This is a genomic window from Neisseria lisongii (assembly GCF_028463985.1).
Taxonomy (GTDB): Bacteria; Pseudomonadota; Gammaproteobacteria; order Burkholderiales; family Neisseriaceae; genus Neisseria; species Neisseria lisongii.
On sequence record NZ_CP116766.1, the window covers coordinates 1,998,308 to 2,011,181 of the forward strand.

Annotated in this window: 11 protein-coding genes; 5 read left to right on the top strand and 6 right to left on the bottom strand. The window is 52.2% G+C overall.

Annotation, left to right across the window (positions count from 1 at the left end; genetic code table 11):
* Positions 1 to 138: 138 nt before the first annotated feature.
* The gene (locus PJU73_RS09290; protein WP_237090381.1) at positions 139 to 1,713 is read left to right on the top strand and encodes an inorganic phosphate transporter; all 1,575 of its coding nucleotides are present in this window, start codon (positions 139 to 141) and stop codon (positions 1,711 to 1,713) included.
* A gap of 557 nt (positions 1,714 to 2,270) precedes the next feature.
* Here the strand turns inward: PJU73_RS09290 and PJU73_RS09295 are convergent.
* From PJU73_RS09295 to galU, 6 genes are all read right to left on the bottom strand, one after another.
* The gene (locus tag PJU73_RS09295; RefSeq protein WP_237090380.1) at positions 2,271 to 3,527 is read right to left on the bottom strand and encodes a capsule polysaccharide biogenesis protein; all 1,257 of its coding nucleotides are present in this window, start codon (positions 3,525 to 3,527) and stop codon (positions 2,271 to 2,273) included.
* Positions 3,528 to 3,862: 335 nt separating this feature from the next.
* Positions 3,863 to 4,402, bottom strand: a complete 540-nt coding sequence (rfbC, locus tag PJU73_RS09300) for a dTDP-4-dehydrorhamnose 3,5-epimerase (protein WP_237090379.1) — start codon at positions 4,400 to 4,402, stop codon at positions 3,863 to 3,865.
* 11 nt (positions 4,403 to 4,413) lie between these two features.
* Positions 4,414 to 5,289, bottom strand: a complete 876-nt coding sequence (gene rfbA, locus PJU73_RS09305; RefSeq protein ID WP_237090378.1) for a glucose-1-phosphate thymidylyltransferase RfbA — start codon at positions 5,287 to 5,289, stop codon at positions 4,414 to 4,416.
* Positions 5,290 to 5,505: 216 nt separating this feature from the next.
* Entirely contained in the window at positions 5,506 to 6,573 is a 1,068-nt protein-coding gene (rfbB, locus tag PJU73_RS09310) for a dTDP-glucose 4,6-dehydratase (protein WP_237090377.1), read from the bottom strand.
* Positions 6,574 to 6,683: 110 nt separating this feature from the next.
* A complete protein-coding gene (galE, locus tag PJU73_RS09315) occupies positions 6,684 to 7,700 on the bottom strand; it encodes a UDP-glucose 4-epimerase GalE (RefSeq protein WP_237090376.1) in 1,017 nt (338 codons plus the stop codon).
* A gap of 110 nt (positions 7,701 to 7,810) precedes the next feature.
* Positions 7,811 to 8,674, bottom strand: a complete 864-nt coding sequence (gene galU / locus PJU73_RS09320; protein ID WP_237090375.1) for a UTP--glucose-1-phosphate uridylyltransferase GalU — start codon at positions 8,672 to 8,674, stop codon at positions 7,811 to 7,813.
* A gap of 255 nt (positions 8,675 to 8,929) precedes the next feature.
* On the opposite strand from galU, the gene PJU73_RS09325 reads away from it, so the two are divergent.
* Genes PJU73_RS09325 through PJU73_RS09340 form a run of 4 tightly spaced genes read left to right on the top strand, consistent with a single transcriptional unit; the run spans position 8,930 to position 12,707 of the window.
* Positions 8,930 to 10,093 carry a polysaccharide biosynthesis/export family protein gene (locus PJU73_RS09325; protein ID WP_237090374.1) on the top strand — a complete coding sequence of 388 codons (1,164 nt, stop codon included), beginning with the start codon at positions 8,930 to 8,932 and terminating at the stop codon, positions 10,091 to 10,093.
* Positions 10,094 to 10,105: 12 nt separating this feature from the next.
* A complete protein-coding gene (locus PJU73_RS09330; RefSeq protein WP_237090373.1) occupies positions 10,106 to 11,263 on the top strand; it encodes a capsule biosynthesis protein in 1,158 nt (385 codons plus the stop codon).
* A complete protein-coding gene (locus PJU73_RS09335; protein WP_237090372.1) occupies positions 11,263 to 12,060 on the top strand; it encodes an ABC transporter permease in 798 nt (265 codons plus the stop codon). The genes PJU73_RS09330 and PJU73_RS09335 overlap by 1 nt, the downstream gene beginning before the upstream one ends.
* Complete coding sequence (locus PJU73_RS09340; RefSeq protein ID WP_237090371.1) at positions 12,057 to 12,707, top strand: ABC transporter ATP-binding protein; 651 nt, start codon at positions 12,057 to 12,059, stop codon at positions 12,705 to 12,707. Before PJU73_RS09335 ends, PJU73_RS09340 begins: the two co-directional genes overlap by 4 nt.
* Positions 12,708 to 12,874: the final 167 nt, after the last annotated feature.

Genomic DNA, 12,874 nt, shown 5'->3' on the forward strand with positions numbered 1-12,874 from the left:
TGTTTGGCTGCGCCCGGCGTATCAGTAGGCTGCGGTCTGGCCGGTTGTCGGGCGGCGGGTATTTTTTATGCTGGAAACGCTGCGTCGGAACAACGCAATAATTACGTTTCGCGTTTTGATTTTTAAAGGAATCCTTGCATGGATCACGCTCGATCGGGTATGAACTTGAAATTGATTAACACCCTGTTTGCCTCGATGTTGGTCGGTATGGTCGGCTATTTCATCTATTGGGGTTTGGGCTATACCCAGTTCAATCATGCACCTCTTTTTCTGCTGGCCACGCTGTTCGGCGTGTTTATGGCGTTTAATGTCGGCGGCAACGATATTGCCAATTCTTTCGGTACCAGCGTCGGTTCGGGTACGCTGACCGTTCCTCAAGCGCTGCTGATTGCCGCTGTATTCGAAGTCAGCGGTGCGGTGATTGCCGGCGGCGAAGTTACCGATACCATACGCAAGGGCATTGTCGATTTAAATGCCATCAATTTAGAGCCGATGCAGTTTGTCTATATTATGATGTCGGCACTCTTGGCGGCGGCGCTGTGGCTGCTGTTTGCTTCCCGCAAAGGCTTGCCGGTGTCCACCACCCATGCGATTATCGGCGGGATTGTCGGTAGCTCGCTGTGTTTGGCGGTGATGAGCAAAATCGATGCCGCTTCGCTGATTCAGTGGGGCAAACTCGGCGAAATCGCCATTTCGTGGGTTTTGTCGCCGTTGCTGGGCGGTTTGGTATCGTATCTGGTGTTTTCCCAAATCAAAAAATACGTTTTGGACTACAACGCTTGGGCGGAAGAAACCCTCAAGGGCATCAAGCAGGAAAAGAAAGCCTATAAAGAACAGCACCGCCTGTTTTTTGAAAACCTTGATGAAAGCGGCAAGGTCGAATACGCCACCAAAATGGCACGCGATGCGCAGATTTATGACGAGCCGGATTTCAATCCCGAAGAATTGCAGTCCGACTATTATCGGGAACTTTACAGTTTCGACCAACGCAAAAATAGCGTCGATTCCTACCGGGCCCTGCATTCTTGGGTGCCGGTGATTGCCTCGGTCGGCGGCATGATGATTTCCGCCATGCTGATTTTCAAAGGTTTGAAAAACCTGCATTTGGGCATGAGCAACATCACCAGCTTTTTGAGCATTTTCATGATTGGTGCGTTTATTTGGACCGCCACCTTCGTGTTCGCCAAAAGCCTGAAACGCAAAGATTTGGGCAAATCCACTTTCCAAATGTTCAGCTGGATGCAGGTATTTACCGCCTGCGGCTTCGCCTTCAGCCATGGTGCGAACGACATCGCCAACGCCATCGGCCCGTTTGCGGCGATTATGGATGTGTTGCGTACCGGCGACATTACCGCCCAAAACGACGTGCCGCCGATTGCCATGCTTACCTTCGGCATTGCCTTGATTGTCGGCCTGTGGTTTATCGGCAAAGAAGTGATTAAAACCGTCGGCACCAGCTTGGCGGAAATGCACCCCGCTTCCGGCTTCTCCGCCGAACTTTCCGCCGCCGCCGTGGTGATGATTGCGTCCATGATGGGCCTGCCGGTATCCAGCACCCATATTCTGGTCGGCGCTGTTTTGGGCATCGGCTTGGTAAACCGCAACGCCAACTGGGCATTGATGAAACCCATCGGCTTGGCATGGGTGATTACCCTGCCCGCCGCAGCGGTGTTGGCTGTGATTTGTTATTTGATTTTACAGAGCGTGTTCTGATGTTGATGTAGTGAATACACGATAGATACACAAAAGCCGTCTGAAAATGGAGTTATACCCGTTTTCAGACGGCTTTTTTATCGTGAATTAACCGAAAAGATACGACCCGAAGCAAGCCTTTTCCCAACCCTTTCCCGTCGGCGGGACGGGAAACCATGTGTTCTTTAAATTCCACATGAATGCCGTCTGAAAACGAGGGTAACGAGTTTCTGCGAAGCTAAAACTCATGCAACGAGTTTCTGCGTAGCTATAGTTAAAACACCGAATTTTCTGTACAAATCGGCAAGCTAATGACAGTCGGAATATGTGGTGGGTAACAAGCTAAGTTGGTCCACCTGTACTTTGTTCCCCGTCCCGCTGGCGGGAAGGGGCTAGGGGAAGGGTGGCTCGCTGTGGTGTCATATTTTTTCAGTTGATTTACTATAAAACCGTAGGTTTCGCCAAAACGAGCAAAAGTGAGTTTCTGCGCAGCTAAAATAGGAAAAAGATAGCCTGCGTTGTAACACTTTTAAAGTGAATTCACGATATATTGGATTAATTGAAAAGAGGACAACCCGTCAAACCTGTTTTTCAGACGGCCTGCGTTCAATTTCAGGGAAATTGACCCGGCTGTAAAAGCTGCCGTTGATTTGGGTGGTGTTGATGTGATACATGCGGTAGGCGTGGAACAGCTCTTTGTCGGGCGGTGTCGGATTGCGCCAAAAACCGGCAAGGTCGCTTTGGTCGGTCATGCCCGGAATATCGTAATGCGCCCGCCCCAAAACTTTGACCGGCATACCGTGAATCATCGCCGATAAACCGCTGGTGCTGTTGATGGTTACCATGCCGATACCGTGTGCCAGAAAAACGGGTAGGGGAACGTCATGCACATAGGTTACCCGGCCGGAAAGTTGCGGGTGTTGTTTGATAAAACGTTTGATGTCTTCGGCGTAGTCGATAAAGCCCCTGTCCATCGGGTGATGTTTGACAATCAGATGGGTGTCGGCGGGTGCATGTTCGGCAAACGAAGCGAGAACGTGCAGTAAAAACGAGCGTACCGAGTCGAAATCGCAATGAATACGCACTTGGCTGTCGTTGAAGACTTGTAGCGGAACAATAAAGAATTTGCCGAATACGCCGGCTTCCACCTGTTTGCCAAGGGTAAAATCTTCCAGCCGGTAGCTGAGGCGTTTGAAAGCCGATAAGGTCCACAAATGCAGATAATGGCAGAGCGAAGCCGAGCGGTGGTGGACATAGTTCGGATATTTTTTGCGGCCGGAACGGTTTTTCAGATAATACAGTGCCGCATTTTTTGCCATCGGCGTGAAACCGCCGGGAACGGTCGGCGGTGCGTGGTAGGTTTGCTCTGCCAGCTTCGGATATTGCTCAAGAAAGAAACCGGCTTCGCGTGGAAGTGGGGAATAGGCATTAACACCGGTTTTTTCCAGCGTAACGAAAAACGGGCGGAAATAACCTTCTTCAAATGCCCAAAAACCAACGCCTTGGCTTTCGCATACTTGGCGGGCAATGCGGTGATAGGGGCGGGTGTCGCCGAAACAGGCAACCGCCTGAATATGGTGGCGGCTCAGATAGCTGCCGAGAAATTCGGCAAATTCGTCCAAACCTGCGGTATAGGCGAGCGTGTGGGCGGTGCGTTCCGGATAAAAATATTCATCACCGGCATTGAAATTGAATTTATGTACGGTTTTGCCGTGTCGGTTGTGCAACCATGCGGAAAAATGACGGAAAAACGACCCTACCGGCCCTTGCAACAACAGAATGTTGTCGGCCGAGTCAATGAGTTGGTGCAAATGGCTGCGGATTGGGTGCGTCATTAACTTAATTAATATGTGGTATGTGTCGGTTATTCTTCAACCCTGTTTTTTATTTCGGAAGGGTTGTGTCGTTTTGGAAACGTATTTTTTATTAGGAAACCGCAAGTAAGGATATGTGTTTTTGGTAGGTTATCTAGGTAAGGATACGCTGAATCGGCGCATGGGCAAAGTGCTGTTGCGGTTTATTTTTTGTGGGCGTGGCGGTGGCAGAGATAATCGTTTGATTTTCCGCACGGCATAAGGCAGGGTGGAATGTTGTTTTTTTGCAAAAACGGAATGGAAAACACGGTAGGCCGTCTGAAAACTTGCTTTGCTTGTTTTCAGACGGCCTTGTGTCAGAAAGTAAAGGCTTCGCTAAGCGGTTTGCCGGCTAAGTCTTTGGCGGAGAGTTTCGGCTCACCTGAGAGCGGCCAGTCGATGGCGACGGTCGGGTCGTTCCAAATCAGGGAATGTTCGGCTTGGGGATTGTAGTAATCGGTGCATTTATAGACAAACTCGGCTTCGTCGCTTAAAACGTAGAAGCCGTGGGCGAAGCCTTCGGGAACCCACAGTTGGCGTTTGTTGTCGGCGGAGAGAACAGCGCCCGCCCATTGGCCGAAGGTTGGGGAATGGCGGCGCATATCGACGGCAACGTCGAAGACTTCGCCGATAATCACCCGCACCAGTTTGCCTTGGGTGTTTTCGCTTTGGTAGTGCAGGCCGCGCAGAACGCCTTTGCCGGATTTTGAATGGTTTTCCTGTACGAACGTGCGTCGGGCGATGTGGGTTTGGAACCATTCGTCCCGGAAGGTTTCCATAAAGAAGCCCCGCTCGTCGCCGAATACTTTGGGTTCGAGCAGTTTAACGTCGGGTAGGGCGGTGGGTAAGATGTTCATGATGTTCCTTTTCAGACGGCCTGCGGTTTCAGCAGGCGCTGGAGGTAGCGGCCGTATTCGTTTTTTGCCATCGGTCGGGCGAGGGCTTCGAGTTCGGCGCTGCTCAGCCAGCCGTTGCGCCAGGCGATTTCTTCGAGACAGGCGATTTGCAGGGACTGGATATGTTGGACGGTCTGTACAAACGAGGCGGCTTCGTGCAGGCTTTCGTGGGTACCGGTATCGAGCCAGGCAAAGCCCCGCCCTAAAATCTGTACGTTGAGGCTGCCGTCTTCGAGATACATTTGGTTGATGGCGGTGATTTCGAGTTCGCCCCGTTCGGACGGGCGGACTTGTTTGGCAAATCCGACTACTCGGTTGTCGTAGAAATACAGACCGGTTACTGCCCAGTCGGATTTGGGGTGTGTGGGTTTTTCTTCGATGGAGAGGGCTTTGAAGTGTTCGTCGAATTCGACCACGCCGAAGCGTTCGGGATCGCGGACTTGGTAGCCGAAGACGGTTGCGCCGTTTTTTTGGGCCGCTGCCTGCTGCAGGGTGCGGGTAAATGATTGGCCGTAGAAAATATTGTCGCCTAAAATCAGGCATACGGAATCGCTGCCGATAAAGTCTTCGCCGATTAAAAATGCCTGCGCCAGCCCTTCGGGGCGGGGTTGGACGGCGTAGCTGAGACGGATGCCGAAGCTGCTGCCGTCGCCGAGCAGGCGTTGGAAGGCGGCGTTGTCTTCGGGGGTGGTGATAATCAGAATGTCCCGTATGCCGGCGAGCATCAATACCGATAATGGGTAGTAAATCATGGGTTTGTCGTACACCGGCAAGAGTTGTTTGGACACGCCTCGGGTAATCGGGTACAGCCGTGTGCCGGAACCGCCGGCGAGGATGATGCCTTTCATGTTTTCTCCTGTGGGCTTGTGTTTTGATGTTTATCGTGAAATAAGCTCAAAGCACTACGGTGTTGGCTTCGCCTTGCCGTATTACCCATACTGTCTGCGGCTCGCTGCCTTGTATTGCTTTGAGTTTATTCCACCAGATTGGTGAGTTCGTTATTTTCAGACGGCCTCGACGGATAAGGCCGTCTGAAAATAGGGGTTTTCTTATTCAAATTTGGTTCAAGCAGATGTGCCTAAGCGTTGCAAACGGTAGTTGCCGTTCAGCACGTTTTGCCACCATTCCCGATTATTCAAATACCACAATACGGTTTTGCGGATACCGCTTTCAAAGGTTTCCTGCGGCTGCCAGCCCAACTCCCGCCCGATTTTGGCGGCATCGATGGCATAACGCATATCGTGGCCGGGACGGTCGGTAACGTGGGTAATCAAATCCCGATAATGCGCTACGCCTGCCGGTTTTTGCGGTGCGAGTTCTTCCAACAGTTCGCAAATGGTGCAGACGACTTCGAGATTGGTTTTTTCGTTGTGGCCGCCGATGTTGTAGGTCTCGCCTGCCTGAGCGTGGGTAATCACATGATAAAGCGCCCGGGCGTGGTCTTCGACGTATAACCAGTCCCGAATCTGCAAGCCGTCGCCGTACACCGGCAACGGCTTGCCGGACAGAGCGTTGAGAATCATCAGCGGAATCAGTTTTTCCGGAAAATGAAACGGGCCGTAATTGTTGGAACAGTTGGTTACAATGGTCGGTAGCCCGTAGGTGCGCCGCCATGCTCGTACGAGGTGGTCGCTGGAGGCTTTGGAGGCGGAATAAGGGCTGCTTGGCGAATAAGGTGTGGTTTCGGTGAACAAATCATTGTTGCCGTGTAAGTCGCCGTACACTTCGTCGGTGGAAATATGGTGGAAACGGAAGGCGGCTTTGCCGGGTTCATCCAAGCCCTGCCAATAGTTGCGGGCGGCTTCGAGCAGGGTGTAGGTGCCGACGATATTGGTTTCGATAAAGGCGGCGGGGCCGTCTATCGAGCGGTCGACATGGCTTTCTGCCGCCAAGTGCATCACGGCATCGGGGCGGTATTGTGTAAAAATACGGTCGAGTGCCGCACGGTCGCAAATATCGGCCCGCTCGAAATGATAACGGGGCGAACCGGCAACTGATTGCAGCGATTCCAGATTACCGGCGTAGGTCAGCTTGTCGAGATTGACCACGGTATCGGCGGTGTGGTTGATAATATGGCGGACAACGGCGGAGCCGATAAAACCGGCACCGCCGGTAACGAGTATGGTTTTCATAAGCTGACTTGTAAATGAACTGTGCCAATATGCTTTAACTGAACAGAGGCGCTGTGTTTGGTGCTTGAAAAAGCGGCCAAGTGATACCGCCGCATTTTCAGACGGCCTGTTTAATCTTCATATCCGTTGGGATTTTGCGACACCCAGCGCCAAGAGTCGGCCATCATCTGTGTCAAATCACGCTGTGCTTTCCAGCCGATGCGGTCGGCGGCATGGGCGGGGTCGGCGTAGCAGACGGCAATATCACCAGCACGGCGGGGCTGGATTTGGTAGGGGATGTTTAAACCTGAAGCCTGTTCGAAGGCTTTGACGATGTCTAAAACCGAATAGCCGTTGCCTGTTCCCAAATTGAAAATATGCACGCCCGGTTGGTCGGCGCAGGCCTGCATGGCTTTCAGATGGCCGTCGGCGAGATCGACAACATGGATATAGTCCCGTACGCCGGTGCCGTCGTGGGTCGGGTAGTCGTTGCCGAATACTGAAAGACAGGGCAATTTGCCTGAAGCGACTTGACAGACATAGGGCAACAGGTTATTTGGAATGCCGTTCGGATATTCGCCGATTAGGCCGCTTTCGTGAGCGCCGACGGGATTGAAGTAGCGCAGAATCATCATGCTCCAACGCTGATCGGCTTTTTGTATGTCTGCCAAGATGCGTTCGACCATATATTTGGACGTGCCGTAGGGATTGGTGGTGCCGCCGACCGGCAAATCTTCGGTAATCGGCGTGCGTTCGGGGTCGCCGTACACTGTTGCCGATGAGCTGAACACCAGATTGAATACGCCTGCTTTGGCCATTTCTTCTGCCAGAATCAGGCTGCCGCAGACGTTGTTGTCGTAGTATTTCACCGGCTGCGCCACGCTTTCGCCCACGGCCTTCAAACCGGCAAAGTGCATCACGGTGTGAATCTCGTATTGCGCAAAAATCTGTTGCAGCAGCGCCCGATCCCGAATGTCGCCTTGGAAAAACGGAATTTCCCGGCCGGTAATGGTTTTCAGGCGGGGGAGAATGTTGGCGGACGAGTTGCACAGGTTGTCGAGAATCACGACATCGTGGCCTGCCTGAATCAGGGAAATGGCGGTATGCGAACCGATAAAGCCGGTGCCGCCGGTAACGAGAATGGTCATAAGTATCTCCAATATAAATGAATTTGAGTTTAGGCCGTCTGAAAACCGGGATTGGGAAAATGGATTTTCAGACGGCTTCCGAATGCGTATCTGTTTGGGGAAACGCAGGATTACAGATATTTTTTCAAGATTTCTTGGAAACCGTCTTTCAATTCGGGGTGTTTCAAACCGTAGGCGACGGTGGCTTCCAAATAACCCAGCTTGCTGCCGCAGTCGTAGCGGGTACCTTCAAACGGGTGTGCCAACACAAATTCGTGATCCAACAGACGGGCGATGCCGTCGGTCAGTTGGATTTCGCCGCCGGCACCGCGCGGAAGGTCGGTGAGTAAATCGAAAATGCGCGGTGTCAGAATATAGCGGCCGACCACGGCCAGATTGGACGGCGCAACTTCCGGTTTCGGTTTTTCCACAATATTGGTTACCCGTTGGTAAGATTTCAGCTGCTCGACTTCGACAATACCGTATGAACCGGTTTGCGAAGGTTCAACCGTTTCCACCCCCAAAATGCTGTTGCCGCTCTGATGGTAAATATCCACCATCTGTTTCAACGCACCTTGCGGCGCATCAATCAAATCGTCCGCCAAAATCACCGCAAACGGCTCGTTGCCGACGGCAGGACGGGCGCATAAGACGGCGTGTCCCAAGCCCAAAGCCTCCGCCTGACGGATAAAGATGCAGCTGACATGATCGGGCAGAATGCCGCGTACGCAGTCCAACAGCTGACGTTTTTCCCGTGCTTCCAACTCCGCTTCCAATTCGTAGGCCTTGTCGAAATGGTCTTCGATACTGCGTTTGTTGCGGCCGGTGATAAAAATCAACTCGGTGCAACCGGCAGCCACGGCCTCTTCGGCGGCATACTGAATCAGCGGCTTATCGACCACCGGCAGCATTTCCTTGGGATTGGCCTTGGTAGCCGGCAGGAAACGGGTACCCATACCGGCTACGGGGAAAACGGCTTTTTTAATCGGTTGCATAGGAATCATCTCCGTTTGGATGTTTGGGTTGGACAGTTGTGGCATATTTATTCCGAACATTATAGTGATTTTGAATGTTGATGCCTATCTCGGTATCCCTTCTTCAGGCAACGGTTGTTGTCGAACTACCACGGATAAGGGGAAGTTGTTAGAATATCGGGCTTATGCTTCGGCCGATGGGGTGTGGGAAATGACAACCGGGCGGCATTGTGGGCTATAATGCGTTTATTTATTCAAAATATCGGGTGTGAATCCATGAAATTCATCAAACAAAGCATCATGACGGCGGTTTGTGCAGCGGCATTGGCCGCCTGTTCGGCATTGCCGTCTTCCGGCCCGTCGGCAAGACAGGTCGGTGCATTGGTGCAGCAGAATGCGCAGATTCCCGAAGTGGAACTGATTGATGTGGACGGCAAGGTGGCAAACAGTCTGTATCAGACGCAAAGCCATCAATCGTTCAGCCAGTTGGGCGAAGGTTATGCGTCCAACGGGGCGGTCAATATCGGCGATGTATTGGATATTATGATTTGGGAAGCGCCGCCTGCGGTGTTGTTCGGCGGCGGTTTGTCGAATACCGGTTCGGGCAGCGCCCAACAGACCAAATTGCCCGAACAGATTGTCAATGCCCGTGGTTCGGTGTCGGTGCCGTTTGTCGGCGATGTGCCGGTAGCGGGGAAAACGCCGCTGCAGATTCAGGACATCATCAAAGGCCGTCTGAAAAAGATGGCCAACCAGCCGCAAGTTGTGGTGCGTTTGCTGCAGAATCATGCGGCGACAGTGTCGGTGATTCGTGCCGGCAACAGCGTGCGTATGCCGCTGACCACCGCCGGAGAACGGATTTTGGACGCTGTGGCGGCGGTGGGCGGCTCAAGTGCCAATGTGCAGGATACCAATGTGCAGCTGACACGGGGCAATGTGGTGAAAACGGTGGCGCTGGAAGATTTGGTTGCTAATCCGAGACAGAATATCCTGTTGCGCCGGGGCGATATTGTAACCCTGATTACCAATCCGAGCAGCTTTACGTCTATGGGCGCAGTCGGTACGACTCAGGAAATCCGTTTTTCCGTCAAAGGTCTGTCGCTGGCGGAAGCCGTGGGCCGGATGGGTGGTTTGCAGGACTGGCGTTCCGATGCACGGGGCGTGTTTGTGTTCCGTTATACGCCGCTGGCGGATTTGCCGTCTGAAAATCAGGAAAAATGGCTGGCGCAGGGCTATGGCTTTGAAGCGGCAATTCCGGTGGTGTACCGTGTCAATATGACCGATGCCCATTCCCTGTTCTGGCTGCAGCGTTTCCCGATTAAAGACAAAGATATTGTGTATGTATCGAATGCGCCGCTGGCGGAAGTACGCAAATTCCTGTCGTTTGTGTTCTCGCCTGTGGTCAGCAGCGTAAACAGCATCAACAATTTGACCCATTAATGGAAATCAATCATGTCTGAACAAGTGCTTGCCGCCGAAACTGCGGCGGGAAAAAACAAAAAACCGGCCAAATTTTCTCCGTTGAAAAAAATCAACCCGCTGATGTGGCTGACAGTGGTTTTGCCGACCGCTTTTTCGATTGCGTATTTCGGTTTGTTTGCTTCCGACCAATATGTGTCCGAATCCAGCTTTGTGGTGCGTTCGCCGAAAAGCCAGAGCAGCCTGAACGGTTTGGGCGCTATTTTGCAGGGAACGGGTTTCTCCCGTGCCCAAGACGATTCCTACACCGTGCAGGACTATATGAAATCCCGCTCGGCTTTGGAAATGTTGAACCAAACCTTGCCGGTGCGTGATTTTTACGAACAAAAAGGCGATTTGATCAGCCGTTTCAACAGCTTTGGCTTCAATGGCGAAAACGAAGCGTTTTATCAATATTACCGCGGCAAAGTCCATGTCGATTTCGATAATGTTTCCGGCATTTCTTTATTGCAGGTAACGTCGTTTTCCGCCGCCGATTCCAAACAAATCAACCAAGCCTTGCTGAAACAGGGCGAGGCGCTGATTAACCAGCTCAACGAGCGGGCGCGGCGGGATACGGTGCATTATGCCGAACAAGCAGTCAAACAGGCGGAAGAAAATGTGAAAAACGCTTCCGCCCACCTGACCGAATTCCGGATTAAAAACGGCGTATTCGATTTGAAATCGCAATCGGAAGTGCAACTGGGGCTGGTGTCCAAACTGCAGGATGAGCTGATTGTGATTCAGACCCAGCTTGACCAAGTGCGGGCGGTTACACCGGAAAACCCGCAGATTCCGGGTTTGGTGGCACGGGAAAAAAGCCTGCGCAAAGAAATCGCCCAGCAGATGCAGTCGATTTCAGGCAGCGGCAAAGGCTCGCTGACCGGACAGGCATCGGAATATCAGCGTGTCTATCTGGATAACGAATTGGCAGAAAAACAACTGGCGGCGGCGATGACTTCTTTGGAAAGCGCCAAAGCCGAAGCCGACCGCCAGCAGCTGTATCTGGAAGTGATTGCCCAACCGAGCGAGCCGGATACCCATCAGAAACCGGAACGGATCTACAACATCATCGCCACTTTGGTAATCGGTTTGATGGTGTACGGTATTTTAAGCCTGCTGACCGCCAGCATCAGAGAGCATAAAAACTGATGAAAGCCTTGCATGAAACCTCTTTTTTAGAGTCGCTGCGGATTCAGAACAGAGTAATCGGGGCGCTGATGATGCGGGAAATCATTACCCGCTACGGGCGCAACAACATCGGCTTTTTATGGCTGTTTGTCGAGCCGCTGATGATGACGCTGCTGATTGTTTTGATGTGGAAATTTTTCCGTGCCGATCATGTTTCCACGTTGAACATCGTTGCGTTTGCCATTACCGGTTATCCGATGTTAATGATGTGGCGCAATGCGTCCAACCGTGCGATTGGGGCGGTGTCGTCCAATGCTGCGCTGCTGTATCACCGCAATGTGCGGGTATTGGATACCATTTTTGCACGCATGTTGCTGGAAGTAGCGGGGGCGACCGTTGCCCAAATTGCGATTATGTCGGCGCTGATTGCCATTCAGTGGATAGACCGGCCGGCGGACGTATTCTATATGCTGCTGGCGTGGCTCTTGATGGCGCTGTTTGCCTTCGGTTTGGGGCTGGTGATTTGTTCGGTGGCCGTACAGTTTGAAGCATTCGGTAAAATCTGGGGAACGCTGACATTTGTGATGATGCCGCTTTCGGGTGCGTTTTTCTTTTTGCACAACCTGCCTTCCCAAGTGCGGGAATATGCCTTGTGGCTGCCGATGATGCACGGAACGGAAATGTTCCGTGCCGGCTATTTCGGCAGCAGCCAGATAACTTATGAAAATCCGTGGTATCTGCTGCTGTGTGATTTGGTGCTGCTGCTGTTGGGTTTGGCGATGGTGCGTAAATTCAGTAAAGGGGTAGAGCCGGGATGATTTCTGTCGAACATGTTTCCAAGCAATATCAGACCCGTCAGGGCGTGCGCACCGTTTTGGACGACATCAGCTTCAAACTGGAAAAAGGCGAAAAAATCGGCATTTTGGGGCGCAACGGTGCCGGTAAGTCCACCTTAATCCGCCTGATCAGCGGCGTTGAACCGCCGACTTCGGGTGAGATTAAACGCACCATGAGCATTTCGTGGCCGCTGGCGTTTTCCGGCGCATTTCAAGGCAGCCTGACCGGCATGGACAATCTGCGTTTTATCTGTCGGATTTACGATGTCGATATGGATTACGTTAAAGCGTTTACCGAAGAATTTTCCGAGCTGGGGCAATATCTGTATGAACCGGTCAAACGTTATTCTTCGGGCATGAAAGCCCGCTTGGCATTTGCCCTGTCGCTGGCGGTCGAATTTGACTGTTATCTGATTGACGAAGTGATTGCCGTAGGCGATTCCCGCTTTTCCGCCAAGTGCCGATACGAATTGTTCGAACGCCGCAAAGACCGCTCGATTATTCTGGTGTCCCACAGCCACAGCGCCATGAAGCAGTATTGCGACAACGCCATGGTATTGGACAAAGGCCGCCTGCACCAATTCGCCACGATGGATGAAGCCTATCAATATTACAACGCCGGTTTGTAAACCTCTGCTGCGAGGCCGTCTGAAAACCCGATTTTCAGACGGCCTTTGTGTCGGCATTTTTTCTGTAGTGAAATAACCCCAAAGCACTACAGCGTTGGCTTGGCCTCTGAAAATATAGCGGATTAACTTAACTTCCGCTACGGCGTTGCTGTGCCTTGCCGTACTAC